Below are 25,500 nucleotides of genomic sequence, written 5' to 3'. Positions count from 1 at the left end.
CTATTTTGAACTTTTTTCAACTGCTGTATCTGGATAAGCTTCCAATACATTCGATTCAGAAAGAACTTCATTGGCTTTTTCTAGAGACAAAAATCCTGGTTCCGTTTGAAAACTTACAAGTCTAGGTGATAACTGATTATGAATTTGAATTCCATACTTTTTAGAGATTCGTTCCAAAGACTCTGGAGTTTGGTCACTTGCAAAGGTAACAATTAAAACTCCAGGTAAAACAATACTTGGGCCGGAACCGATAGAAGTGGTATATACTTCCGTTACTTTATAGTTAACGGAAGTTTTAGATGATTTTGGAAAAAGTTCCTTTCCTGAAGGTCGAACATTCCACCCGGATTTGATTCCCTGTTTTCCTTGGATTTTTTGTTGGTTGTTCTGTGTTTGCTCTGGTGTCACAAACTCAGCCATTACATTTGGATTTCGATAGAATGTTTTGCGAACTCCACCTTCAATAAAGGTAATCGAATTAGGAGGGTCTTTTGGTTCGGCCCCAACTGGGAAAAAAGTCCAACAAGCTAATGTTAGGAGGAAAATCCGATAATTCAAAAGTTTGTTTTTAGATCTTACCATAACCATTGGTTTACCTACCATAAATTCGTAATTGAACTGAATTAATCGATCCTGTATCGGTAGCACTCGCATCAAAAACTTGAATGATCCAAGTTCCATTAGGATTCTCTCCTAAATTTCGAGCCATCCCAAATCGGTAAGTGGAGGATCCTGTCATTGTAGCAATGGATGTGTTTCCTGATGAACAAAAAGTATTGCTATATGGATTAATACAACCATGAGGTTCCGTTAACAAACTGATAGTTCCACTCGGTGAAGTGACAAAGATATACAGCTCTGGAAAGTACGTGTGATTCGAAGTAAATTCGAGATCAACATATTCCGTATAAGAAAAACTGGTGCTCACTGGATAGTTTACTGTGGCTCCTGTACCTACATCGTTGTCTGGTATGGGTGTATTTGGTGTGAGGGCTCCCAAAGTAGTAGAAGAAGAAATGGCTGTGATGGGAGTCCAATTACCAGCCCTTGCGAGTAAACTTGTAGCATCTACTGCACCAAAACCATACTTATGATTGATATTTAAACCGGCTCCATTCGTACTCCAATCCGTATCTGATGGGTCGTTTTGCCTGGCAGAATAAGCAACTAGCTCTCTTACATCACGCCATGATAAATTTGGATATTGACTTAACAAAAGAGCAATCACTCCAGCTGCCAAAGGTGTCGCTGATGAAGTTCCATTGAATTTTTTTGTATAACTTGGCTGGGAATAGTCTCCTGAACTAGCTCCCGTATTGAGTCCAAAACCGCCAGTTGCATCCGTTGTCGATATAGCAGTGGTATAGGCAGATGCATTGTTTCCTTGTGTATGTGCTACAGCCCAAAGATTAGCACCTGATTCTGAATAACTGGCCTTCTTTCCATCTTGACCGATCCCACCAATGGCCATCACACCGTAAAAATTCGCCTGACCGTCGTAATTTGCATTGTCCACAAGAACTGGGGAAGCAACGGTTCCGCCGTTGGCTCCATTTCCAGCAGCCCAAACGTAAACAGATCCCTTTCCGGCTTTTCCAGTGAGTAAACCTTCTTTCACACCTTGTTGCCAAAGAGAACTTGCAGGCCAAAGCCAACCATATCCATCAGGTGAACCCCAACTATTATTAGAAATGGAAACACGGGCCGCTTCATTGATCATAGCCCTATATTCATCAGAAGAATAAATTGTAGATTTTTCTAAAATATTTACACCAACTAACTTTGAGCAGGGGGCAGCTCCACGAACACCAACCCCATTATTACCTCTAGCGGCAATCACTCCACCAACAGCAGTTCCATGGAAACTTGTAGAATAAGAATGTGTGGGATAAATTGTACTATTTAGAAGATTTAATCCGCGAGCTGTGACGGAAATATTTGCAGAAAGATCTTCATGTCGAATGTCCAGACCATCATCGACAACACTTACGATGACTTGGTTTCCTGAAGTTCCTTGATTCCAAATGGTATTGACATTGGCATCCTCACCAACAGTGCCACCAAGTTGGCCAACATTTCGTAAATGCCACTGATCATTATATAAAGCATCTCCACTACCAACCGGAGAAAAAAAACAGTTCTCTTCTCTCCCATTGGCTACTGCATTCAAAAGGAGAAAATAAACTAGGTTATCGCTTAATGGATCATTGTCATCGACAGGTTTACAATTCCCAAATAAAAAACTTACGAAAAGAAGGGGAAAGATTATACTTTTCAATTGATTCATTTAAGAAATTTCCTGACCTACTTTATATAACATTCAACCGGCCCGAATCAATCGAATTCCAAGAAAATTTGGAAAGATTTTTACGCTTTTGCTTCTGCCAATCGTTTGGATCTGTCTTCTTGTACTAAAGCATCAATCAATTCGTCCAAATCACCTTCCATTATGGCTGGCAAATTATGACTTGTAAAACCAATTCTATGATCTGTACAACGTCCTTGCGGAAAGTTATACGTTCGAATTCGTTCTGATCTATCTCCTGATCCTACTTGTGCCTTTTTCAAAGCATCTGCGCTTTGTTTTGCGGCATCCGCCATTTGGTCAACTATCCTCGCACGTAAAACCCTCATTGCTTTATCACGGTTTTTAATTTGAGAACGTTCTTCCTGGGAAGCAACTACAATGCCAGTAGGAATATGTGTGATCCTAACAGCAGAGTCAGTTGTGTTGACGTGCTGCCCACCAGCACCTGACGACCGATATACGTCAATCCTAAGGTCACTTTCTCTAATTTCTACTTCTTTTTCTTCTGCTTCTGGAAGTATAGCAACCGTTACTGCCGAAGTATGAATCCTTCCGCCAGATTCCGTTTCTGGAATTCTTTGTACACGATGAGTGCCCGATTCAAATTTAAATAAATCATAGGCTTTATCATCATCTAATGAAAATACAATTTCTTTAAAACCACCTATCCCCGTCGGACTGGCATCGATGATTTCTGCTCTGATTCCCTGTTTATCAGCATACTTGTTGTACATACGGAATAAATCGGCACAAAACAATCCGGATTCTTCTCCACCTGTTCCAGCACGAATTTCTACAAGGATACTTTTTCCAGAATTTGGGTCTGGAGGTAATAACATGATTTCGAGTTCTTTGGCTAACTCTTCTAACCTTTTTTCACCTACTTCTATTTCCGATTTCAACATGGCATGCATGTCAGGATCATTTTCGGATTCAAGAAGTGATTTTGCATCACTGCAATCTTTAGTTATTTTTAAATATTCATCAGCTTTTGTGTATACGGGCGTTAGGCGAGATCTTTCTTTCGATAGATTCTTCAATGTATCGGATGCGGTGGCTTTGGCGAGCTCATCCTCGATACGCAGGTATTTTTCTTGAATTTTTTTCAATCTATCTATCATGTCTATGGAAAGGATATAGAATGCCTGTTTTTGATAAACCAAAATCTAATGAGGAATTCAGAAACCCGTGAACGAAACACCATCTCAGGTCAAATCCAAAGGTTTTTTAGAGGGTCTTATCGAATTATTTGCCGGTCTAGAGGACTACAGAAGTCCTTATGCGCCCACAATCCAACCTCCAGACAATCTCATCCAAGAATTGGTTCAAAATGCTTCTTTTAAGTCAGGGCTCGTCAGTGCCACTTGTTCCCTTCCTCCTGGCCCTTTGGGGATTCTGAGTATCCTACCTGAGTTACTTTTGGTGTACCGTATCCAAGGGCATTTGATTTTGGACATAGCTGCCCTTTATGGGAAGGAAGTCCAGGTCACAAAAGAATTGTTACTCTATTGCCTCTTTAAACATGGAGGAGCACAAGTATTTCGAAAAATCATCGAAGAATCATCCTTAAAAATTTTAATTCGCCCAACAACCGTTAGGGCATTTCAAACTGTTTTGGAAAAATTGGGTTTAATGATATCCAAATCCATCATCCGCAAACAATTTGCTCGTTGGATCCCAATCGGAGGCGCGGTTGTGACAGGAACCTTTGCTTATTACGATACAAAACGTGTTGGCAAAACTGCTATGGAGTTATTTTCTAAAGAAATCCATGCCGAAGAAATTCGAGAATTTTTGGAGTCTCAGTGAAGTTATTTTCTTTTTTAATCTCTGTTTTTGTTTTATTTCTTTTCTCTTGCCAATCCAAACATGAATCCTTAGTCTCGGAAATTGAAGATTTAATTTCAAAAGAAAAATACGAAAAAGCCCTAGCTCTATTACAAGATAGGCTCTCAGCCAATCGCCCTACTTCAGAAGTCCTATCCAAAAATAAACCAAACCAACCTCGTTTATTTGCACTTTCCGAAGACAGAACCAAAATCATTTGGACAGAAAACAAAACTCTATATTTTAAAGATTTGGTAAATGACAGTCGAAATTCCATTGAATTAAAACTAAGACCAGATTCGATACAGATATCAGCTAACGGAAATTTTGTGGCGGTTCAATATCCGCTAAAACAATATGGTGGATGTGCCTTATTTGGTTATTCCACTGCTGATTCTTCATTGGAACATGAGTCCATTGTTCATATCCCTTGTAAAACAGGGATGGCCATTACCAATTCAGGTGACTTGTTATTGTATTTTTTTGAAAACCAATTGTTTGTCGAAAAAACAGGCAAAACTTCTAAACCAGAAAAATATATTGTAGGGGATGTATTTCCTACTCCTTATCCAAAACTAAAAACACACTTTCACATAACATCGATTGGTAATGAATTTTTGATATGGTCAGGAATTGGCGGATCATACAATTTATTTTTTTTAAACTTAGAATCCAAACGAGTGAATCTTTTATCGAAAGACATCGTCCTTCCTAGATTTTATTATAATAACGGAATTTCCGGATATGTTGTCGGTGGAAAAATCGGTGACCTCTATTTAAAAGAAGTCGTTTACCACCAAGGGAAAAATCCATCAATCAACCGAGGAATTCCTATTGTCACTCGAGAAGCTTTTTCCTGGCGAATGAGTGGAAAAGATGAATTTATCGCCACCAACCAAAACGATCCCAACCAACCAATGAAATGGAAGGTCTCAGGAAAAAAGGAACATTTTCCATTTTTTATTGAAAGATTGTGGGGAGTCGCTGGTGACAGAATCGTTTACGAAAGTAAACGAGGAGAACTTGTGTTAGATGACCTTAATTTTTCAGCAGAAGACTGGATGATTTACGATTATTTCAAAAAAGTAAGAAAACTGAGTGATGGTTAGGCTGCCTGTTCCTTTTCTTTTTTCGCAGAAAAGATATCACAAGTTTTATAAGTATCAGTGATACAATGTGAAGTCAGCCTTTCTAAATCCTCTGTCTGTAAACGGTCTTTGGAACTAGGACAAATAGAGAGTCCTTTAGAATACAAAGGGCATTTTACATAGAACTCATTTTTTGGAAGGGACTTCTGTGGCATAACTCTGAAAATTTTTGGGGAAAGGAATGCCCTGTCAAATCGATTTTAGGCCCGGCACTAAAATTAAAAATCTAAAAAATCAGAACAATCCCCAGAAAACTAAAAGTACAAATTTAAGATTGTAGGGCTTTCTACCGATCCCACCTGGTCTTCATTGGAAAAGTCCCGGAGGTTAAATGTTTTCCCATTCCAAGATTTTCCAAATAAGTGCCCAGACATAAACACTTGGACAAGGTCTTGGGCTTTCGTCGATTTGATGTATTTTGCCATCCCTTCCCGTTTCCAAACATTAGAATCTTCTAAATCAAGGTTTTGCCATTTTATATTTGGATACGATGCAGAAGGGGAAATCAAACCATCAATTGGTTTTCCAACAAGGCGATTGTAAAGATTAGAATCAAAAACTTCCTGACCAATAAAAATGGCAACCTTCCATCCAGGAACAATCCAAACTCGATCCTGAGTTGGTTCTCCAGGCGTAAGGATGGAAACTTCTTCTTCTGCTAGAACTGATTTTTTAACCAGAGGATCCATAAGTTTCCCATCAGCAGAAAAAGGAATAGCTACGTTATACAATGGGCCTTTCGGATCAAGAACCAAGTTACCTTTTATGATTTTTGGATTTGGTAAAATAATGGTACCGGCTAAAATTGGAACGTTATATTGTTTCGCCAAAGCAGAAAAAACTCGAACATAAATGTCCGCCATTTTTTCTGCTTTTAGATAAATCAAATCGGAAACTGTAAAATTTTCACCTTTTGTTTTTAAAGCCGATTCCAAGGAATCTGCATTGATAAATCTAGATTTTTCATCTAAATACAACAAACCCGTTCCGGTATGTTCAGGAAAGATAACAATAGTTTTTCGATCAAAAATTCCCGAAGATTTACCTTTGTTTAAAGTTTCTTCGATTCTTTCTTTCCACCAATCTTCTTTTACAAAATCTTCTGGTTTTAAAACCAATTGAATCCCAACTAAATTTCCATACTTTCGGTCCGTTCCGTTTGTTTGTATGGATACTTCTGTCCATGGAACTGTTGGTTTTGTAATTTCTTCGTCAACTTCTGGTTTGCTAAAATTGAAATCTAAATTAATATTAAAATCAAAACTAATGTCTGGTTTAGGAATATCAAACTTCGGTAAGTTGGTCTGATCATTTTTTAATAATGATGCGGAAAAAAAACCGAATCCAAACAAAACGATAAATAGAAGAATTTTATAAGGTGGAACATATAAATTATGCATATTTTTTTAAATAAAGTTGGACTGCTTCCAACATATACTCCGAAAAAAGTTTAGATGGATCAAAGGTTTTGATATTTACCCAGTCCATAAAGTCATGTTCCTCTGATAATTGAATATCTCCAGCAAGTAAGTTGGCGGTATAAGCAACAATGACACAAGGGATATTCCCCTCATTTACCATATGTTTATGAATAAAAATTGGATCTGGGCTGACATCAATTTTAATTTGTTCCCCCAATTCTTCAGAAACCTCACGAAAGATACTTTCAGACCAATCAGAAAAAAATTCATCTTCATTCATTCTACCACCGGGAAGGTCTCCATGGCCGGACTTCCTATCGCGTAAAACGAGTAAGTTTTCTCCATTACGAAGGAACAACTTCTGAGTGATTTGAAAAAAACCATGTTTACTCACAAAAACTTTCCCCAAACATTGATTTGATGATCAACTGCATATAAATCTGCACTTGGCAGTTCATTTGATTTATAATCATTCACCATTCCTAAAGATACACTCGCAAGTTGTGAAATGATTGGATCCATTGATTCTGTAGGAACACCGAAAAACAAAAAGTTTACCGGACTTCCGTCACTGATTAGAAAAACTTCTTTTTCAATTTCTTTTTTTGGTATCTGAAATAGAATCCGTGAACCTAAATCCATTTGTGTTTGCGGGTCTAAAATCCTATGAAAAGAAATTTTTAAATCTAATCCACCTAACTTTGGATTCTGTGAAAGGTTGAGTTCATTTATCCATTTGATAAAATCAGCAAACTCGACTGTTTTTGTGGAACCAGATGCAAGGAACAATTGTTTGTGTTTGCTATTCAGAATCCAAGATTCCCATGTTTTTGGTGAAATGATGGATTCACCAGTCACACCAATGATTAAATCTATTTCGGCAAACTCAAGGTCAGAAATATGATTAAAATCTGATTTCACATACCGGGATTCAGAATCGAACTTTTTATCTACTTCCAAAATATCTAAATTGTTTTCGTGCAGGAATCCACCGATTAGATATTTTTTCAAAAACCCACCGATGTTTCCTTTGGATCCAAGAAGAAGAAGTTTTCTCTTGGATAAAACCTTCCCAATTCCATGTAAAGTATTGTCCAAAGCATTCAGAATCGAACGAGCCACTTCCTTTGATTCTTCTTGAGTTTTTTCTTTTGAAATGGCAATGGAAAAAGCCGGTAAAAATAATTCTTTTTTGTCTTCTTTGACTTTGACCAAACGATCATATCCATTTCTGGTATGTTCTACCGTTCCAATCACATAAGATTTTAAAATTTCACCGAATGGTTTGTTTCTGAATGTATTATCTTTTGATTCTACCCAAAATTCATCCAAAACAGATCCAAAAGAAACTCCGTCTAATGCACGTTCGTTCAAAATAGGAGCAACATAACCCCCATCTTCAATCAAAAGCATTTTTCCATTTTTGGAAATGATGGACAACAATTTGTTTAAAAACAAAAATATGGCCAATCTTCGCATGGCATCAAAAAATCCTAACTTAGCATCTTCTAGTTTGTGACGAAAAGTCGAATGATGATCAAAGGCACTATACAAAGGGGATACACCATAATATGGAGTATTGTTTTTTGTAAGTTTGAACTCAAGACCCGCCATGAAGAAGGTTTCTGTCGGAATGTCTAACAAAATATCCAAATACACAGGTGGAATATTCCCACCATACTTTACAAAGGCGACATCTAACGAACTAACCTTTAGTCTTCTAAAAGTTTCAATGAGCGAAATGATTTCCGAAGTGATGTGGTGGATTAAAAAAACATGGACACCATCAAAATTATAAGTATGTCCTTTGCCATTGGCAATCTCTTCCAAAAGAGGCATTCGTTTCAAATAAAATGTTGAATCAAGTAAGGTTCGTTTTCCATTGATACTAAAATTAAGAACACGATCCAAACGGGAAAGGTCTACATAAACAGAAACCTTTCCAACCACAGCGCGGATTGTATTTCCTTCTTTGATTTTTTTAGAAGCAGAAGAATCTTCCAATAGAAGAAACAATTTTTTAAGAATGGATAGAGGGACACTTGGATCCGAACTCAAAATCAAATTTCGGTATTGTTCTTCCCAATAAAAATTGATATTCGTGAGTTTTCCTAAAGGGGTTTTTTCAATTTGTGAAAATACCTTACTAAAATGACTATTTTCCTCTTCGTAAAAAGTTTCCCCTTTTTGGGCTGCGTTGATGATTCCCGTACTGAGTGATTCACTGATTTTAGAAGCACCAGCAATATAAGTCCTTGTATGTGCATCACTGATGATTTCATGTTTGATATTCTTTAAATTCAAACATCCGTCTTCCTGCGTATCAATTGTTATGCGAAGAAAAAAATCACCGATCCGGTATTGACTGGCAACTCTTTCCATTAAAATGTAGTAACCAGAATCGTGGATAAATTCGGTTTCAAATGGAAATAAAAGAGCCACTGAAGCATTTCGATTAGGATCTTCACCGTAAAACTCTGGGTGAATTTTTTTTGCTACAGACTGTTGTTGGAATGAACCAAATACAAAACGTAAATTTTCTTCAAATTCTTCCCGGAACAATACCCAATCTTTTAAAATCCCTGCCCTTGCAAATACTTGCACATGTTGGATGTGCATATCAACCAACTCATGATTGATATTAGGATTGATTTTGTATGTGAAAGACAAATCGCCTGGGAGAGAATGCAATTGGTTTCCAATCTCTTCGCCAATGGTCCGAGATAAAATCGAAAGACCAAAAAATATCCTGAGATGTGTAAGATCAATCTCCCAAAGCCCATCCTCTACCGGAACAAGGACGGGGCCAAGTGATGTATGGATTTGTTTTTCTTCTGTCATAAACTTAATTAAAATCGACCACTACTTTGACACTGGAAGGATCTTTTGCTGTTGCATAAGCCAGTTCCAATTGATCAGAAGGAAAACGATGTGAAATCAAATTGGTTTCTAATGCCTTGGTGATTTCTGGATTTTCTCGGAGTAAAGAAATTGCCATATGAAAATCTCCGCAACGGGAACTATGAATTTCTTTTCCTTCAGCAAAAAACTTTGAAACAAGTTTTGTTTCTTCTGTCCACTGGTTTCCTTTGGTAGTATCAACCAGGATGGCTCCTCTTGGACGAACCAAAGAATTTTCATGATTTGAATTTGGCCGAATTGACAAACTCAACTCTTCTGGATTGGACACAACCACCAGATCAAATCTAGGCAAACGATTAGAAAATTTTTCCGAGTTTAGAATGTTTTCAGCATCAGAAGAACTTCCTTCAAAAACAGTGAATTGTTTTTTTAAGTTTTCTTTGATGACCTCCGAAACACCAGCAAACACAAATACTGTTTGGTTTTTACGATTTTCTTTTTTCCAATGGAAAAGTGCATTTGCATCTGAATAAGGTAGGATCGAAAGTTCATCGACCACTAGTTCCGTCAAATGTGCGATCCCGGCCATCACTTGGCCGTTAGTTGTTTTTAAATGAACTTCTCTTTTGGCAATTTGAAGTGCCGATTCAAATCCCGAGGTAGTCGAAGTTGTGTCGTAAACGATATCAAATTGGCCTTTCAGATTATTAATGTCTGTTTTGCGAAGATCAACAACCTCGTCTGCTCCCATAGATTTTGATAAGGTTACCAAATGGTCATGCCTTGTGATTGCCGTTATGCGAAAATCAGAATTGTTGGTTTTTCTATAAGAAGCAAGTGCAGCTAAAATCAAACTTCCCAATCTGCGAGGACCAAGTACTGCTACATGATCACCGGATTTGGGAGGTGAGGCAAGGATGGCTTGCACGGCCGCTGCAAATGGTTCCATGAGAACTGCTGCTTTGGGCGAAACTCCTTCGAGAGAAATGGCAGCATGGACTGGTGCTAAGATATAGGGGCCAAAGCCGCCAGGAAGTCTATCGATTCCAAGGACTCGCCTTTCTGGGGAATGTGTAGGAATTCCTTCTTTGCAGAATTGGTCCGGATTTTGATCGCCCCTGGCTTCGTAGGTGTCATTGATTTCGACTACAAATTGTTTGCCCTGGTTTTCACCTAAACCTTCCGCGAGAACTTCGTGGCCGATGATTTGGGGCAAAGGAAAAGGTAAAAAACGCCGGTCTATGTCAGTGGAACATACACCGCAAGAAATGGTTTTGAGGGGGATATAACCGGGGCCTAAATGTAGGTAGGGTTGGCCATTCCGTTTGATTTCCCATCCTTCAGTTTCATTGCCAAAATACTCGTATTCTGCGGATTCAAACGAGTCATCGGATTTGTAATCCTTAGCTCGAAATTTTAAGTTCATTACCTATTGTTGATAAAAAAAAGAAGAATGATAGTCAATGTAAAAAAGGTAAAGTTTAATAGAAAGCCCTGCCTGATCTCTCGCCTTTCTTTATCTCCAAGTAAATAACTCGTAACAAAGACTGAGAAAAAACCACCAAGATGTGCCCAGTGTGCCACCTGATCTCTGGCAAACAAATTGGTCACATCAGAATAAACCATCATCCAACCAAATAAAAATACCGGAAAAGGAATGGATTTTGTTTTGGATAAAGGAAAACGAAACGGAGAAAGTAAAGTTGCTGCCGATGCCAAACCAGAAATGGCACCGCTGGCTCCCACAATTGGAGTTCGATCACCCAAAATCAATCCTCTTACCACAGCATCGCCTAACACGGAAAGTAAACCAGCCATAAAGTAAAATAATAACCACCTTCCCTTACCAACTCGATTTTCCACTACGCGACCAAGCAGTAATAGGAAAAATAAATTGGAAAGTAAATGAGCACCCGATCCATGGAAGAAGGTAGAAAGAATCCAGTTGATGGGTTCAAATTCACCAGGTGTGGCAATAAAATACACCCCGACCAAATCTGGAAAAAAAATCGAAACGATCGGATACAATAAAAATAAGAATAAAGAAAATCCAGCAGTGAGGGGAAATTCCCAAATGAATGATCGCATAACTATTGAAATTTTGGTGGTTTGGCTTCTTCTGGATTTCTTACATAGGACGGATCAAATCCAGGAATCCCTGATGCCAACTCATGTAAATCTGGTTGTTTCCAAATGAGTTCATAATAGTCCAAGGATCCGTAGGAATCAAAATGACTATCATAGAGCAAACGTAAATACTTTTCACGGTCAGTGAAAATGATCCGATTCACCTCAAACACCATTTCTGCAAAAGTTCGAGTTTCTTTATCAAATTCATCAACAGAATCATGTAACAACCCAAGAAGGACAATGTACTTCTCTGCTTGTTTGAGAGACTTTAAAGAATAAGCCAATTCTTGGAGTTTCATCAGATACAGATACGGTCGGATATTTTTACCCACGAGTAATTTCTGTTTAGCAACGGCTATTTCACGATATCCCAAACGAAGGTACGATTTGGTTTCCGTTTTTTCTTTTCCATTCGCAAGCCTAGCCAATCGGCCTAATTCAATTTCCAATTCTTCAATTTCGTCTTCGAGAACAAAAATATAAAGTTGGATGAGAAGCCCTTGTGTCCGTCTGAGTTCGGAATAGGATCGCCCTAAGTCCATTTGCAAATGGAGAATTTCTGATTCAATATGGTGTTGGACACAACGTTTGAAATACTTTTTTTGGTCTTCCGTCCCTCGATTGCTAATAGTGGAATTCAAAATGCGTAGAAACTCGTAGTTGTCCTTAAGTCCGTAGCTAACACGAATTAACTGGGTAGCTTTGGAACTGGACTGGTCCGGTGTCATCTCTCCGATTGCTGTGAGGAAGAGTAATATTATTACCGAAAAACGTTTCATCTATGAAAATAGTTTCGGTCGTACACAGAAAACATTAGCATGATAAAAAAGAAAAGACACATACGTCTCATATTCTAGAATTATGTCGAGAGGAACCTGTGCAAAAGTTAGGAACACTACCAACTTCCCCTTTGGAAGCCATTGACCTCCTGAAATCCGAAATGAACCAACCGGTCTGGGAATCACGTCTTTTAGATTTGATGAAACTTGCAGCCGATGGTGACAAAAATACTTGGGCTTTGATCTACCAAATCATTCGAGAAGCCGACTCAGGTCGACTGAGTTGGGGGTACCATAAATCATTACTCTCAGGAATGGTTTATCTTCTCTCTTATGTGGGTGATTCCAAAAGTTATCGAGTTTTACTGAATTATGTCAAATCTCTCGACCGAGCCATTCCCATTGGTGCTATGGAACTTATTTCTGATTTACTTCCTACATTTGCAGAACTAGACATCCGCGAATTGTTTACGATCGCATCCAACTTGGATGAACTGAAGTCTGCCTTTGGAGTTTTGGCTTTATGCAAACTCAATATGGAAAACAGACTCACAGAAGAAGAAAAAGAAAATTTAAAAGAGTTTTTATCTACATATAAAAATTATAAATACTACCTCACGGATACAATCGAAATCACGTTAGAACAATTGAATGAAACTGATGCGAGTGACATGTTATCGGAGTTAGATGGAATTTTTCAATGAAAGCAGCAGTTCTCCCTCAAGGTTCAAGGTCTCTTGAAATTCAAGAATTAGATCTCCCTCCCCTCCTACCCAACCAAGTAAAAATCAAAGTCAAAGCTTGTGGTATTTGTGGATCCGACATCCATTTGGTTCTCCATGGTAAAATGAAGGCGAGTTACACTCCATGTGTTCCTGGCCATGAAACTTCTGGCGTTGTGGAAGAAGTTGGAGAACAAACCACCAAATTCAAAAAAGGCGACCGAGTCGTTGTCAGCGCAGGAACTTCCTGCGGAAAATGTAAACACTGTTTGGCGGGACGTGAAAATCTTTGCGAAGAAATTGGAGTCCTTGGTTTCAATCAAAGAGGTGGGTTTGCCGAATACTTACAAATCGAAGAACGTTACCTCCATCATTTACCTGAGGGAATTCCATTTACGGAAGGGGCCATTCTTGCCGATGCCGTATCAACTCCTTACCATGCCGTCAAATACCAAGGCGAAATCAAACCTGGTGACACTGTTGCCATCATTGGATGCGGAGGACTGGGAATCCACGGAGTTGCCATCGCAAAAGCATTGGGAGCCGGAAGAATATTTGCAGTCGATATTGATAGTGGGTCTTTAGAAAACGCAAAAGCCTACGGGGCCGACGAACTGATACTTGTGGAAAAAAACATGCAAGTGGGTAAAGTTTTAAAAGAGAAATCTGGCGGGATCGATCTGTTATGCGACTTTTCTGGTTATATGCCTAACATCGAAAATTCCGTTCGGGCCATGAATCGTGGCGGGCGTATTGTCCTTGTGGGAATTGGCAGAAACAAACTAGAAATTCCTATGCCGTTTTTTCTAATCGAGAGGCAAATTCGTATCACAGGATCTTATGGTTCCGATAGAAGAGCAATCCCAGAACTCATCCAACTCTACCAGGATAAAAAGTTAAGTCTTACCAAATCCATCAGCGGGATCCATAAACTAGAAGATACCAATGAATATTTGCATGCTTTGGAAGAAAAAAAGGGAAACCCAATTCGCTTCATCATCAATCCAGAATTATAAGTTTTGGATTGATGAGCAAATCACTAAATACAAACCAAGAATCGTTGGTTCATTTGTTTGTTCTTAATTCGTTAGCTTTATTTAATTTCCAAAAGAAGGAAACTCAAATCATCCATTTGGTATTTCCATCCTGCTGAAAATTTAAAAAGAGAATCTTGGATGACCTTTGCTAGATCTTGGAATTTTTGGTATCGGTTGTCCCATAACAACGATTTAAGTTTTTCTTCACCAAAACTATCGCCTGCCTCATTTAACAAATCAAAGATTCCATCGGTGTAGAGTAAAATTTTATCACCTGGCTCAAGTGTTACAGTTTCTTCTGCATAAGGTAAATGGGAAAACAAACCTAATGGTTTTCCTTTCACATTCAAATGAATGATATTTGACTCCGAATTCCGAATCAGAAAAAAACCTGGATGGCCTGCATTACTAAATGTGGCCGTATAAGATTCTGTATCAATGAATACATAAGATGCTGTGATAAATAAGTTTTTTGTTTTTCCAACCAAATGCCTGTTCATCGAATGGAAAACACGAGAAGGGAATTGTAAATAGGCACTTGCACCCACAAAGGCCATTTTAGACATAGCAGCGACCATAGCAGAAGAAATTCCATGCCCAGAAACATCTGCCATAAGGATGGCCCAATTCCCCATACTATCTTTTGTATGGTCAAAATAATCACCACCCACCGATTCTAAGTTTTGCGAAAACCCAATGATCCGAATCCGATCGTCTTCATTATATTTGGATGATAACAGTGATTTTTGGAGTGCATGGGCTAATGCTAAATCCTTATCTATTTGGATGAGTCTTTGTAATTCCTTATTTTTTGTCCGCAGTTCCGCATTCATTCGACTAATAGAATGTAATAACTCCAGGTAATGTTTAAAAACATAAAATCCAAATAGTATCAGCATTAAAATAAAACTATAATGGATGAGTCGAACCCCATAATCTAAAAATTCAAGATCCACCAAAATGTCATGAAGTCCACCAACAACAATAAAAAGTAATCCTAAGGTAATGGTTCGAAGGTTTTTGTTTCCTTTGATTAAAACATAAATAGAAGAAAAAATCGCAACGATCCCTTCAACAGCAATCATCCACTGGTAATCATTTTCACTATTGAGGTAGGAAATCCCATCTTCAAAATTACTTACTAAGGATATAAAAAAAACAATTAAATGAAGACTCGCGAGTATCTTAAATAAGTTCCGAAAGAATGGAGGAAAAATTCCAATGAGAAAAAGTAAAAGTGCAAAGGGAAAAAAAGCAAAATTCAAATAAGTAAGAGGGACTATCAAATAAGAAAACTGGCTCAGTGAAAACCCAACAAAACCATTCAATACTTCGATTAAAAAGGCTGAAAACAATAGAATCGAAAAATTAAAAAATATAATTTCTCTTTTCCTTAAAAAATAAAATCCAAAAAAGATAATAGAAAGGATGAGTAAAATGGGAGCAAAAAAAGTTTCCGAAAAATTATCTAAAAACAAATCCACCAAAGCTTGTGAATGATCTTTAAAAAAAACTTCGCGGTCCATTCCAATAAAACCTTTGTATCTTGAACGGAATTGAAAGATGAGAGAACCTGAAGGATTTTGTTTGAGAGGAATGATGTAAGGAAAAATATGATCCTGGAGTTTTGATTCAAAAACCAACTCTTCTCCTTGAAAAAGTTTAAACTGCTCTAAGGCAATCCCAATGGAAAGGACAGGACTACTCAGTTGCCTAACAAACTGATCACTGAATTTGATATAGAGAAACTGATTTTCTTGTGGGTTCAATCCCAACTGATGGGGTTCGAATTTTCGCCAAACATTGTTAGGAATCGAATTTGGATCTTGAATCTCTACTGGAGACCAAAAATAATACCTATCCAAAAGATAAACGGATTGTTGGAACTTCTCATCCGGTTTGGTTTCCGAATCTAAATCGAAACATCCGTAAAATAAAATCACAAACCCTAAATAAAGAACAAACAGTAAGAGAGTTTGAATCGATTTATATGATTTGACTTCTTTCAAAATTTGGTTCCTATAGGACTAGCAGGATACGTTCAATGAATCGCAATCGATTCCCATCATTTTTTTACCCACTCACCTTTCTATTATTGTCTCTTACCGCGCTTATGGCCCAAGAGAAAACTCCCCAAGAACTATTCGTGGAAGACAAACTGGAATGTTATTCCCTCGCCACGGAAATTGACGGGCAAGAATACCAGAAATCTTTGAAATGTATTTCTAAAGATTCCATTTGTTACATTATCCAAGGTTTTGCGATGAGTTGTATCCCTCGTACGGGAAGATACCCTGCTGAACTACCCAATCTGACCCCAAAACCAACTCAACCATAATCGTATAACAGGAGATTTATGAAAATCAAAACAAAAATCAGTGAAATGCTGAAAATTGACCTACCTATCATCGCTGCACCAATGTTCCTCGTCTCCTACCCGGAGTTAGTGGTTGCTGTCTCGGAAGCCGGGGGGATTGGATGTTTTCCTTCCTTGAACTATAGAACACCAGAACAGTTAAGAGAAGGAATCCTTGAAATTCGTTCCAAAACCAAAAAACCAATTGGTGTTAACCTCATCCTTCACAAAGAACATAACCCCAATTGGGCCAAACAATTCGAAGTGGTTATGGATTTAAAAGTAGAACTCATCATTACAAGTCTTGGAACACCTAGAACCATCGCAAAAGAAATCAAATCCAACGGATCCACTTTGTTCTGTGATGTCACCACACTCAAACACGCGAACATTGTCGCAAAGTCTGGGGCAGATGCACTCATTGCTGTATCACAAGGAGCAGGAGGACATGCAGGAGCCATCACGCCTTTTGCTCTCATTCCTTACTTAAAAAAAGAAGTAGGCCTACCAGTGATAGCAGCGGGAGCCATCTCTACTGGATCACAAATGGCAGCAGCATTGTCTTTGGGAGCTGATGCAGTTTATATCGGAACTCGTTTTATTGCAACTCCCGAATCCAAAGCACAGAATGAATACAAACAAATGTTAATTGATTCTAGTCCTGATGAAATTGTTTATACTGAAAAAATTTCCGGAATCCCAGCCAATTGGTTGTCAAAATCAGTAGAACGTTCTCCCGAAATTCTAGAGGACGGCCCGAAAAAAATTGCGGCGGGTCATGCCGGTGGAGAAAAAGCCATTGAACAGGAATACAAACGTTGGAGAGATATTTGGTCTGCGGGGCAAGGTGTGGCACAGATTGAAGAAGTAAAACCTGCAGGCGAAATCGTAAAAGAAATTGCAGCTGAGTATTTGGCTACAGTCAATCACCTCCCTCGCTAAACAACAATCATGCGAATCGGTCAGATTGGCCGGTTCGTTTTACAAAAGTACAGACGTAATTTGATTTACCGTGTTTCCTGATCAATTTCTCATTCAAAAAAGCTTGAAAACTTAAAATTTCTGAACAGCTTCTATCATTCCTTTCGTATCTAAATAATCATTCGATTTATAAATCATTTTGCCATCGGCATCTAAAATCAAAAAGAAAGGTAATCCAATTTTCAATTCTTGATAACGCGGATCGTTTGCAAATTCTTCAAAAATAGGATCTGTGTCATACACCTTCCAAAGAACGGCTTTGTTTTTGAAAGTTTCATTCCATTCCTTATGCGTTAGAGTGAGTTTTTGAAACTCTTTACAGTTCGTACACCAGTCTGCATAAAAATCGATAAATATCGGTTTCCCAGTTTCTTTAGCGATTCGGTATATTTCTTCTTTTGACCTGAACCATTCTAAATTCCCATGCACCTCTGTTGGAATTGAACTTAATCCCGCACCAGGTGACGCTGAGGAAAACTTAGAAACACCCGATTGTAAAAGTAGGATCAAAACAATTAGCGAGGTATAGGCACCCAATTGTAAAAGAGAGAGTTTCATTTTCTCATAAGGAAGGCCCTCTTTTTTTTGTAAGTAGAGAAAACTAAGGGTTAGAGTCCAAACGAGAAATACTTTGGCCGCGAGACTCACATCCAAACCCCAAAGTCCAAAAGCCTTTTCCAAATAAGTATAGGAAAAATACAAAATGAGTAGAGCAAGAATCCATTGTACTGACTTCATCCACTTACCAGACTTAGGTAAGGCAAATCCAAAAACACCTATGAGCAAAAAAGGAATTCCAAGCCCCAAACCAAAAACAAACATTTTTAAAGATGTGAAAAGGATCGGTATTACGCTAAACCCTTCTGTTTGGTAGGTAATGAGTTGGACTAGGATTGAAACAACGACTGGTCCTACACAAGGAGAGGAAAGTAGACCAGCACCAATTCCTAAAAAGAATGTATTCGCATAACTTACGTTTACCGAATTTCTTAGGTCACCAGAGAAAAAGGGAAAGTATAAAAATTCTGCGACACTGAGCCCCAAAATGAATAACAAAATGGCGAGAACCACTTGTGTTTCAGGGTAACGTAAAAAGGAATTAAACGCCCCTCCACTGAAACCCGCAACGAGTCCAAAGACCGCATACATTGTCGCAAGACCAATGTAGTAAACGAGTGGATGAGACCATTTGTGTTTGGAAACCCGGGACTTTAAAATCCCTGCCGTAATAGGATACAAGGGATACACACAAGGCAAAAGTCCGGCCAAAAGACCTCCCAATGCCAAAAAGAAAATGCTTAAAAACGAAAAAGAGCCAGAAGACAATTGGGCTTCAATAAAGGATTGGATTTCAGATACCATACTCTCTGTCTTAGAACGTAGCTGTGGCTTTCAAAACAATGCTCCGATCCAATCTACCATATTCGGAGATGGGATGCGTTGTCTGTTTAGAAAACTGTTCTATATATTCGACACGATTTGACGCCTCGCCGGTACTGTCTACATACCATTTATTTGGCTCTCCTATAGAATCAAACGAACGTACCTCCGTATATCCCAAAGCAAGCCTTGCTGACGGGGTCATAAACCATTCCCCAAAAATTTGTTGGCTGATATAATGTGACTTGTTGGAATACAGAGGATCTACCGTTCCTGGTTTGAATCGGAGCCATGGTTCCTTTTCTACTGTTTCTGTGGCTTGGAGGCCGGGAGCTGGGCCACCAGTGGCAATTTCTCCGCGAGCGACTAAACGAAGGGTTTTATTTCCAAGCCCAACCCAAAGGTAAGCTCCTCGACCGGTTGTTTCTGGTACTTTTATAGCAGGTGCATAAGGAGACAAACGATCTACGATTTCCCCACCTAAACGTTTTTTTGCCATACCACCAAGACCTAAGTTGAGGATTTCTCTCCAAACTAAGTGTGATTCGACTGCTACCACTTGTTCCTGGTTGAGAGAAACACTTCCCTGTTTTCTTGTGGCAAGATTTCCATCACTGGCAAGACAACTTGTTTTTCCTTCCCTACATTCATCACTCGCATAACCAAAGGCATTCGATGCTCTGCCCAAAACATGGAGCCCCGTTTTAAGATTTTCAGACCAAGTTGGTTCCCAACCTAATTTTCCAATCACATCATAACCTGTATTAGTCGTATTTTGTGTGTTGCGGTAACCTTCCCCGTTGACGACCGCTGTTTGGACAGAAAAGGAATTCCAACGAAGGATATAATTGATTCCAAGATCTACAGGATCTTTTGCAAAACCCATAGATTCCAATGGTGATTTATCAAAGTAACGCCAATCATAGTTTCCTGACCAAACAGAAAACATATGTGGTAGTTCAAACATTCCCAATTGAATTTGGTGTTTTGTGTTTCCTATTTCAAATGTTTTTGCGAGATTTGCGCGCCTAACAAGAAATACATAAGGATTGGATTTATTGCCAGTACCAGCTAAAGTGTCATTGGTTAATGCATCATTACGGAGGATTTCACCCCAAAACTCTGCTTTGATGCCGGTATCTTCCCATTCTTTCGACATCGTAATCATTGTCCAAGGGAGGGAAAAACCTGCTTTGTCTGAAGGGGATAAATCAGTCGTTCCAGATGCTTTGTCTCGAACCCGATAGGATAAAGTAGGTGTGAGGATGGCTCCTAATTTTAATCCATAGTAACCATCTGGTTCGTCTTTTTTCGTTGTGACAACCTCATCACCAAACAAAGAACTAGTGACGAGGATTGTTAATAAAAATAGCCTAAAAAAAAATTTCACTTTTTACCGTAAGTTTCGTCCGGAGTAAAACTATTATCTTCCCAACCTACTGGTTTATGACATGGAAGGCAACGAGACAACATAGGATTGTCTTTTCGTTTTTCCTTGAACTTGATGGTAGCACCTTCTTTCGTGATTAGTTCTTTGTAATCATTTTTTTCCAAATCAGTGGCACCTAATTTAACAGCACCGCCACTGCCTTTTGCAAATTCAGTTCCATTGATGTTAACAAGACCTTCACAAACACAAGTATAACCTTTTTTCTCTTTCTCTTCGTAGAACACTCCGAAAGCGGTTCCCCGTACACCTGCTGTTGTTGTTGGAGTGGATGCCTCAAAATTTCCTTTTTTGAAGTTACTAACCCGAAACCAAGCTGCCCCTTTTTCTACATAAGCTTTTGCGATTTTTTTATCGGAATCCCACTCTTTTAGCGTAAAGTCAGTGTTTGGTTGGATTCGGATTTCTGTTTCTTTGTAGAAAAAATCCACTTTAGATCCGTTGCCAGTTTTGATTCTATCCCCTGGTTTCAGAACATCATTGACTTTGAGTGTTTTCCAAAGTTTGGAGGAATCAGTAGCAGCAAGAAAACTTACCTTACCGCGGGTAAAAGTTGCCACTGCAAATTCTTCCGCAGAAAGGGAAACACTAGTTAGAAGGATGGAACAAAGGGTTAGAAAGATTCTGAGGCTCATAATCCTTCTAACAACCACATTGAAAAAATTTATCAATCAATTTTATCAATAAATTTACATTACAAATTTTCTACCAAGGAATGGCAAAACCCATATCTTTCAATTTGTACTCTAATTCCTCACGTTCTCTGCTTTTTTTAGCGGTGGAACCTTGTTCATCTAACAAACCTAGTTCGATTGCCTTCTTTTTAGCACCTTCTTTCCCGGAAGTATTCAGAGCATTGATGATTTCTGTGTCATATTTAGTCAAATTGAGGGCAGACAGACGGTAGTCGACAAATGCTTCCCAAGCATTCGGAACCCACTTTTGTACGATTTGTTCTCCAATGGTTTTTGCAAACAAACGAACTTCCAATTGCGCATGATCATCCATACGAAGTGCCAAAAAATGAAGTAAGTTATGTAAGTCAATTTTCCAATACGCTTCTGTGTAAGTGGCTAGTGGTAAATCTTTTCTAGCTTGTTCCCGCGCCACACCCATCTCTAATCTTTCATTATAAATTTCAGAAGCAAATTTTTGGTATTCAGTTTCTCTTTTTGTTAGGTGGTCACCTTTGGATAATTCTAAATATCCATTACTACCTTGTTTGTTTCCCACAGATTGGATTCGCCATTCTCCAGGAAGTGTGGTTTGTGCTGAGTCGATGGCTACGGAGTAACGCGTAGAGTATTCATTGACATTTGCCATACGGTGGCGGATCCACTGACGCCAAGTGTCCATAGGAACACGAACATGTAGCTTTAGTTCGCACATTTCAAACGGAGTGCTATGGCGGTGGCGCATAAGATACCGAATGAGTCCACGATCCTCACTAACTTTTTTTGTTCCTTTTCCGTACGAAACGCGTGCGGCCTGAACGATTGATTCATCAGATCCCATGTAATCAACGAGTCTGACAAACCCATCATCCAAAACCGGAAATGGTTTTCCTAAAATGGAGTCTAATTCGGGAACGGATACTCTTGAAATGGATTCGAAATCAGATTGTTGCATATTAGCTTTATTTTTTAGTTCACAGGCAGATGAAAAGTCGAAAATAGAGTATAGCGCACCCGTATTGCCTGATAAATAGAAAGGATGCTAAATGGCACTTGAAGAAAATTCGTTGGAAGATCGTTTGATCAAAATTTCCTCCCGAGACAGCAATAAAAGTCTCATGGTAAACCCGGATAAAATTTACATTTTCCCGGTGCCAAAACCTACGTTCCAATTTTTGGAAAATATTTGGCAATCCTTCACAAATAAAATGGTTTCTCTCGTGGATTTCAACGATGACCCCATTTTTAATTTTTCTATTTTTGAAGTCATCGACCAAGAAGAAATGAAAATTGTGGCCACAGCCACTCACTTCAAACTCAAAGAAATTGCAGAGCGACGCCGAATTCCAGGGATCGAAGAATACATCAAAAAATCCCGCCCCATCCATCTAGCAGATCCAAGGAATGAGTCTGCAAGGTTCATCCGTAAATCTATCATTGATTTTAATAAAGGCCTTAGACCGGAAGTTACCTTTGTTAACTTAAAAGAGGAAGAAATCCATCCTGAGAAAAAAGTTTTACTCTCAGAAACAATGAACCACGCCATTGGGATTCCACTTTTTGTGAACGAAAATCCAATTGGAATTTTATGGGGAATTACTAAAGATCCAATTCCTGAAGACAAGGTTCGTCCCCTCACTCTCCAACTTTATTCTTTGTTTGATGTGATTGAGTTTGTGGTAGCAAAAGAAATGGAATCAGGGAACGACCATTACATTGCTCAAAAGAATATCGAAAAAGCGGATACTGTTTCTAATTCTAGAAACTTGTTTTACACAACAACAAAAGACCAAAAAGAACCGGTCACGTCGATTATATTCAAATCCCACCAGTATAATATTGAATATAGAATGGATGCATCTTTTATCATTCCAACTACTGATGGTTATGCGGTTTCCTTAAAAAGTTTTACCCCAGAGAAATTAAACAACACAGGAAAAAATCTATTACTCATTCCTGGATTTTTCTGCAGACGATCTGTGATGGACAAACTGGCAAAAGAACTCGCACTCAAATACGGATACCGAGTTTTTCTGATGGATATGCGAGGAAGATCCAGACAAACCATGCCTAAACATGGAAAAAAAGAAGGATGGACGGTTGATAATTACATCCAGGATGACTTTCCTGAAATTTTACGTTGGATCCGTTGGCACTACCCGAGTGAAAGGACAGTCGTACTCGGCCACAGTATGGGTGGAATGATCCCTCGTTTTTATGTTTCTTCTTACGATAAAATCAAAGAACTCAAAGAAGAGTTCAATTTACCACAACCAGAAGAATACATTGCAGGGATTGTTTCCATTACTTCGCCTAACTATATCAGCTTAAAATCCAACTTCATCGGACTTGATACTTTGAAACGTGGATTCAGCATGCTCCCGCATAAAATGATATCGGATATGATTTTGAGTATGGCAAGTTTTTCCATGCAAGCCACCATCCAAACCATTGACTTAAAAAAATTCTTTAAACTCATATTGAATCTTCATTCGAGTTTAAGAAGTTTTAGTTATAATATTGGAACCAAAGTTTTAACTATCAAAGACTTTGTGGGTTATAAAGAGATCACTCCTCCAGAATGGTATTTTCTCATGGAAGATGTGTTTTGCGAAGAATCAGTTTCTGTGATTATGCAGTTTTTCCAAAGTCAAATCTCTAACGAACGAAGTTTCTGGTCAAACGATGGTCGTATCAATTATACCGAAAACTTTCTAAACAATTTCAATATGCCTATTTACAGTGTAGTGGGTACGGTTGATAAAATTGTTCCGGAAGAAAGTTTAACGGAACTAAAAGATCTGAAATCAGAAAACAAGGTGATCACTTATTATGAACAAGGCCACCTTGGAATCATCTTTCACGGAGAAACGGTCAGAAAAATTTGTAAAGGGATCGATGAATGGATCCAAGGATTAAAATAATCCCGATATTCCCCTAACGTCCGCTAAACCGGTTGCGGATGAGTTCCATCTCTTTTTGAAGAGTGGCATCCCGACCGGCAAGAAAATAGGCACCTCGCACAGGAATACTTGTGATTTCCGAGTCTTCCGTGATGGTGATCACAGTTCCTGGAATCTTTCTTTCCAAAGTATAAGTCCAAGACCCACGCATTTTAAAACTCGCATCCGTCAGTTCAATTTTCCAAAGTTTGTTTGGAATGGACTCTCGAAGTTCAAAAATCATATACCCACCCATATCTGGTGTTTCTTCCCATTTTGTAATCGTACCGTCTGGCCTAGTTTCTAAAATTTTGATAGCAACCACTTCCTTGCGGCGATTGGGAAGGTCACGCACATCCGTGATATAAGCCCAGATGTCCTCAGGTTCTGCTTTCAACCATTCACTGGTTTCTGAATGGAATTTAGGATCTTGGAAAAAACCAACAGCTAAAAAAAGAACAACGAGGCCGATGAGTAAAAAACTGGTTCCAAAAGCAAAGAGAACAATTCGTTTCATAACTTTTTTTCTTGCTAAGTCTTAGATTGATCAATCATAATCTTTTCCACAATGCATGCAAATGAACAGTTAATTCAAAAGTTTTACACAGCCTTCCAAAACAAGGATGCACAAACCATGGTGGGTTGTTACCACCCAGATATCGAATTCCAAGATCCTGCCTTTGGTCAATTGAAAGGAAAAGAAGCGGGAGCTATGTGGCTTATGTTAGTCGAAAAAAGCCAAAACTTAACCATTCGTTTTTCCAATATCAAAGCCGATGACACCAAAGGTTCTGCTGATTGGGAAGCAGACTATAATTTTAGTAAAACAGGCAGAACGATCCAAAACAAAATCCATGCAAACTTTACTTTTAAAGATGGAAGGATCCTTGTTCATAAAGATCAGTTTTCTATGTGGAAGTGGCTCGGAATGGCCATGGGCCCCGTTGGATATTTTCTCGGTTGGTGGCCGGCTCTCGGCAACAAGGTAAAGAAAGAAGCAGTGACTGGATTACAATTGTATATGAAAAGAAAACGTATGTAGTTTGTTAGTTGGTAAAATAGGGAATCCAAATTGGTTTCTAATTCAAACCAATTGTTTTCCCTATTTGATATCTACTTTGTATGCCGATTATGGGTTTGGCATATTGGAGAGTCCACCTGCGTTTGTAACGTCAGAGTATCCAATGGATTCCAAAAAAGATTTTGCACTCCCACTGCGACCACCTGATGCGCAGTAGACAACGATCGCTTTGTTTTTATCTCCAAATTCATCCAATCGTTTCGAAACCTCATCTACCGGAATATTGACCGCTCCAGGAAAATGACCTGATTGGAATTCGGCAACGGTTCTTACATCCACAACCAAAGCACCAGCATCAATTTTTTCTTTCAATTGGGTTTGGTTTACGCCAAATACTGATTTTAATTTATAAACAAGAAAGATAACACAAATAACAACTAAAACGATAATAACAATGCGATTCAA

At 38.6% G+C, this 25,500-nt stretch carries 25 protein-coding genes; 8 read left to right on the top strand and 17 right to left on the bottom strand.

Annotated features, from left to right (window positions below; translation table 11 throughout):
- The 3 genes from EHQ16_RS07415 to prfA all read right to left on the bottom strand — a co-directional run bounded on the left by EHQ16_RS07415 (position 1) and on the right by prfA (position 3,429).
- The gene (locus EHQ16_RS07415) at positions 1-582 is read right to left on the bottom strand and encodes a hypothetical protein (protein WP_244241968.1); all 582 of its coding nucleotides are present in this window, start codon (positions 580-582) and stop codon (positions 1-3) included.
- A 10-nt stretch (positions 583-592) separates the two neighbouring features.
- Positions 593-2,287, bottom strand: coding sequence for a S8 family serine peptidase (locus tag EHQ16_RS07410; protein WP_135634251.1), 1,695 nt, complete (start codon positions 2,285-2,287; stop codon positions 593-595).
- Positions 2,288-2,367: 80 nt separating this feature from the next.
- Positions 2,368-3,429, bottom strand: a complete 1,062-nt coding sequence (gene prfA, locus EHQ16_RS07405; protein WP_135634253.1) for a peptide chain release factor 1 — start codon at positions 3,427-3,429, stop codon at positions 2,368-2,370.
- 67 nt (positions 3,430-3,496) lie between these two features.
- Between prfA and EHQ16_RS07400 the strand changes: the two genes are divergently transcribed.
- Both EHQ16_RS07400 and EHQ16_RS07395 read left to right on the top strand, forming a co-directional pair.
- The gene (locus EHQ16_RS07400; protein WP_135634255.1) at positions 3,497-4,117 is read left to right on the top strand and encodes a hypothetical protein; all 621 of its coding nucleotides are present in this window, start codon (positions 3,497-3,499) and stop codon (positions 4,115-4,117) included.
- Entirely contained in the window at positions 4,114-5,244 is a 1,131-nt protein-coding gene (locus EHQ16_RS07395) for a hypothetical protein (RefSeq protein ID WP_135634257.1), read from the top strand. Before EHQ16_RS07400 ends, EHQ16_RS07395 begins: the two co-directional genes overlap by 4 nt.
- Here EHQ16_RS07395 and EHQ16_RS07390 read toward each other — a convergent pair.
- From EHQ16_RS07390 to EHQ16_RS07360, 7 genes are all read right to left on the bottom strand, one after another.
- Positions 5,241-5,438 carry a hypothetical protein gene (locus EHQ16_RS07390; RefSeq protein WP_135588290.1) on the bottom strand — a complete coding sequence of 66 codons (198 nt, stop codon included), beginning with the start codon at positions 5,436-5,438 and terminating at the stop codon, positions 5,241-5,243. The genes EHQ16_RS07395 and EHQ16_RS07390 overlap by 4 nt on opposite strands.
- 99 nt (positions 5,439-5,537) lie before the next feature.
- Positions 5,538-6,683, bottom strand: coding sequence for a carbon-nitrogen hydrolase family protein (locus EHQ16_RS07385; protein WP_135634259.1), 1,146 nt, complete (start codon positions 6,681-6,683; stop codon positions 5,538-5,540).
- Complete coding sequence (locus EHQ16_RS07380) at positions 6,676-7,098, bottom strand: NUDIX hydrolase (RefSeq protein ID WP_135634261.1); 423 nt, start codon at positions 7,096-7,098, stop codon at positions 6,676-6,678. The genes EHQ16_RS07385 and EHQ16_RS07380 overlap by 8 nt, the downstream gene beginning before the upstream one ends.
- Complete coding sequence (locus tag EHQ16_RS07375) at positions 7,095-9,545, bottom strand: hypothetical protein (RefSeq protein WP_135634263.1); 2,451 nt, start codon at positions 9,543-9,545, stop codon at positions 7,095-7,097. Before EHQ16_RS07375 ends, EHQ16_RS07380 begins: the two co-directional genes overlap by 4 nt.
- 4 nt (positions 9,546-9,549) lie before the next feature.
- Positions 9,550-10,992 carry an MDR/zinc-dependent alcohol dehydrogenase-like family protein gene (locus EHQ16_RS07370; protein WP_135634265.1) on the bottom strand — a complete coding sequence of 481 codons (1,443 nt, stop codon included), beginning with the start codon at positions 10,990-10,992 and terminating at the stop codon, positions 9,550-9,552.
- Positions 10,992-11,654 (bottom strand): rhomboid family intramembrane serine protease, encoded by a 663-nt coding sequence (locus tag EHQ16_RS07365; protein WP_135634267.1) that lies wholly within the window; start codon positions 11,652-11,654, stop codon positions 10,992-10,994. The genes EHQ16_RS07370 and EHQ16_RS07365 overlap by 1 nt, the downstream gene beginning before the upstream one ends.
- Positions 11,655-11,656: 2 nt before the next feature.
- A complete protein-coding gene (locus EHQ16_RS07360) occupies positions 11,657-12,475 on the bottom strand; it encodes an adhesin OmpL37 family surface protein (protein ID WP_135634269.1) in 819 nt (272 codons plus the stop codon).
- A 98-nt stretch (positions 12,476-12,573) separates the two neighbouring features.
- On the opposite strand from EHQ16_RS07360, the gene EHQ16_RS07355 reads away from it, so the two are divergent.
- Positions 12,574-13,179, top strand: coding sequence for a hypothetical protein (locus EHQ16_RS07355; RefSeq protein WP_135634271.1), 606 nt, complete (start codon positions 12,574-12,576; stop codon positions 13,177-13,179).
- Complete coding sequence (locus EHQ16_RS07350; protein WP_135634273.1) at positions 13,176-14,213, top strand: zinc-binding dehydrogenase; 1,038 nt, start codon at positions 13,176-13,178, stop codon at positions 14,211-14,213. The genes EHQ16_RS07355 and EHQ16_RS07350 overlap by 4 nt, the downstream gene beginning before the upstream one ends.
- 77 nt (positions 14,214-14,290) lie before the next feature.
- On the opposite strand, the gene EHQ16_RS07345 is transcribed toward EHQ16_RS07350, so the two are convergent.
- Complete coding sequence (locus tag EHQ16_RS07345) at positions 14,291-16,243, bottom strand: PP2C family protein-serine/threonine phosphatase (protein WP_135634275.1); 1,953 nt, start codon at positions 16,241-16,243, stop codon at positions 14,291-14,293.
- 35 nt (positions 16,244-16,278) lie between these two features.
- Here EHQ16_RS07345 and EHQ16_RS07340 point away from each other — a divergent pair, with 35 nt between their 5' ends.
- Together EHQ16_RS07340 and EHQ16_RS07335 are read left to right on the top strand one after the other, a co-directional pair.
- The gene (locus EHQ16_RS07340; protein ID WP_135634277.1) at positions 16,279-16,572 is read left to right on the top strand and encodes a hypothetical protein; all 294 of its coding nucleotides are present in this window, start codon (positions 16,279-16,281) and stop codon (positions 16,570-16,572) included.
- A gap of 18 nt (positions 16,573-16,590) precedes the next feature.
- Positions 16,591-17,532 carry an NAD(P)H-dependent flavin oxidoreductase gene (locus EHQ16_RS07335; protein WP_135634279.1) on the top strand — a complete coding sequence of 314 codons (942 nt, stop codon included), beginning with the start codon at positions 16,591-16,593 and terminating at the stop codon, positions 17,530-17,532.
- Between the two features lie 111 nt (positions 17,533-17,643).
- Here the strand turns inward: EHQ16_RS07335 and EHQ16_RS07330 are convergent, their stop codons facing one another.
- From EHQ16_RS07330 to thyX, 4 genes are all read right to left on the bottom strand, one after another.
- Positions 17,644-18,933 carry a protein-disulfide reductase DsbD family protein gene (locus EHQ16_RS07330; protein WP_135634281.1) on the bottom strand — a complete coding sequence of 430 codons (1,290 nt, stop codon included), beginning with the start codon at positions 18,931-18,933 and terminating at the stop codon, positions 17,644-17,646.
- A 10-nt stretch (positions 18,934-18,943) separates the two neighbouring features.
- Entirely contained in the window at positions 18,944-20,341 is a 1,398-nt protein-coding gene (locus EHQ16_RS07325; protein WP_135634283.1) for a hypothetical protein, read from the bottom strand.
- The gene (locus EHQ16_RS07320) at positions 20,338-21,033 is read right to left on the bottom strand and encodes a FecR family protein (protein ID WP_244241967.1); all 696 of its coding nucleotides are present in this window, start codon (positions 21,031-21,033) and stop codon (positions 20,338-20,340) included. Before EHQ16_RS07320 ends, EHQ16_RS07325 begins: the two co-directional genes overlap by 4 nt.
- Before the next feature lie 70 nt (positions 21,034-21,103).
- The gene (gene thyX / locus EHQ16_RS07315; protein WP_135634285.1) at positions 21,104-22,027 is read right to left on the bottom strand and encodes an FAD-dependent thymidylate synthase; all 924 of its coding nucleotides are present in this window, start codon (positions 22,025-22,027) and stop codon (positions 21,104-21,106) included.
- 91 nt (positions 22,028-22,118) lie between these two features.
- Here thyX and EHQ16_RS07310 point away from each other — a divergent pair, with 91 nt between their 5' ends.
- Positions 22,119-23,996 (top strand): alpha/beta fold hydrolase, encoded by a 1,878-nt coding sequence (locus EHQ16_RS07310; protein ID WP_135634287.1) that lies wholly within the window; start codon positions 22,119-22,121, stop codon positions 23,994-23,996.
- A 13-nt stretch (positions 23,997-24,009) separates the two neighbouring features.
- Here the strand turns inward: EHQ16_RS07310 and EHQ16_RS07305 are convergent, their stop codons facing one another.
- Positions 24,010-24,531, bottom strand: a complete 522-nt coding sequence (locus EHQ16_RS07305; RefSeq protein WP_135634289.1) for an SRPBCC family protein — start codon at positions 24,529-24,531, stop codon at positions 24,010-24,012.
- Between the two features lie 51 nt (positions 24,532-24,582).
- Here EHQ16_RS07305 and EHQ16_RS07300 point away from each other — a divergent pair, with 51 nt between their 5' ends.
- A complete protein-coding gene (locus EHQ16_RS07300; RefSeq protein ID WP_135634291.1) occupies positions 24,583-25,056 on the top strand; it encodes a nuclear transport factor 2 family protein in 474 nt (157 codons plus the stop codon).
- A gap of 87 nt (positions 25,057-25,143) precedes the next feature.
- Here EHQ16_RS07300 and EHQ16_RS07295 read toward each other — a convergent pair whose 3' ends face one another.
- Positions 25,144-25,500: a rhodanese-like domain-containing protein gene (locus EHQ16_RS07295; RefSeq protein WP_135634293.1), complete on the bottom strand. Its 357-nt coding sequence runs from the start codon at positions 25,498-25,500 to the stop codon at positions 25,144-25,146.

This window comes from Leptospira kanakyensis, assembly GCF_004769235.1.
Taxonomy (GTDB): domain Bacteria; phylum Spirochaetota; class Leptospiria; order Leptospirales; family Leptospiraceae; genus Leptospira_A; species Leptospira_A kanakyensis.
The sequence above is the reverse complement of the archived record's forward strand: the minus strand, read 5'-3'. Positions and strand labels throughout refer to the sequence as shown.

Coding starts and splice junctions, on each gene's coding strand:
- EHQ16_RS07340 (WP_135634277.1), top strand. CDS start 16,279: ATGAATCGCAATCGATTCCCATCATTTTTTTACCCACTCACCTTTCTA.
- EHQ16_RS07320 (WP_244241967.1), bottom strand. CDS start 21,033: ATGAGCCTCAGAATCTTTCTAACCCTTTGTTCCATCCTTCTAACTAGT.
- EHQ16_RS07350 (WP_135634273.1), top strand. CDS start 13,176: ATGAAAGCAGCAGTTCTCCCTCAAGGTTCAAGGTCTCTTGAAATTCAA.
- prfA (WP_135634253.1), bottom strand. CDS start 3,429: ATGATAGATAGATTGAAAAAAATTCAAGAAAAATACCTGCGTATCGAG.
- EHQ16_RS07375 (WP_135634263.1), bottom strand. CDS start 9,545: ATGACAGAAGAAAAACAAATCCATACATCACTTGGCCCCGTCCTTGTT.
- EHQ16_RS07305 (WP_135634289.1), bottom strand. CDS start 24,531: ATGAAACGAATTGTTCTCTTTGCTTTTGGAACCAGTTTTTTACTCATC.
- EHQ16_RS07300 (WP_135634291.1), top strand. CDS start 24,583: ATGCATGCAAATGAACAGTTAATTCAAAAGTTTTACACAGCCTTCCAA.
- EHQ16_RS07335 (WP_135634279.1), top strand. CDS start 16,591: ATGAAAATCAAAACAAAAATCAGTGAAATGCTGAAAATTGACCTACCT.
- EHQ16_RS07410 (WP_135634251.1), bottom strand. CDS start 2,287: ATGAATCAATTGAAAAGTATAATCTTTCCCCTTCTTTTCGTAAGTTTT.
- EHQ16_RS07330 (WP_135634281.1), bottom strand. CDS start 18,933: ATGGTATCTGAAATCCAATCCTTTATTGAAGCCCAATTGTCTTCTGGC.
- EHQ16_RS07385 (WP_135634259.1), bottom strand. CDS start 6,683: ATGCATAATTTATATGTTCCACCTTATAAAATTCTTCTATTTATCGTT.
- EHQ16_RS07310 (WP_135634287.1), top strand. CDS start 22,119: ATGGCACTTGAAGAAAATTCGTTGGAAGATCGTTTGATCAAAATTTCC.
- EHQ16_RS07390 (WP_135588290.1), bottom strand. CDS start 5,438: ATGCCACAGAAGTCCCTTCCAAAAAATGAGTTCTATGTAAAATGCCCT.
- EHQ16_RS07415 (WP_244241968.1), bottom strand. CDS start 582: ATGGTAAGATCTAAAAACAAACTTTTGAATTATCGGATTTTCCTCCTA.
- EHQ16_RS07360 (WP_135634269.1), bottom strand. CDS start 12,475: ATGAAACGTTTTTCGGTAATAATATTACTCTTCCTCACAGCAATCGGA.
- EHQ16_RS07365 (WP_135634267.1), bottom strand. CDS start 11,654: ATGCGATCATTCATTTGGGAATTTCCCCTCACTGCTGGATTTTCTTTA.
- EHQ16_RS07370 (WP_135634265.1), bottom strand. CDS start 10,992: ATGAACTTAAAATTTCGAGCTAAGGATTACAAATCCGATGACTCGTTT.
- thyX (WP_135634285.1), bottom strand. CDS start 22,027: ATGCAACAATCTGATTTCGAATCCATTTCAAGAGTATCCGTTCCCGAA.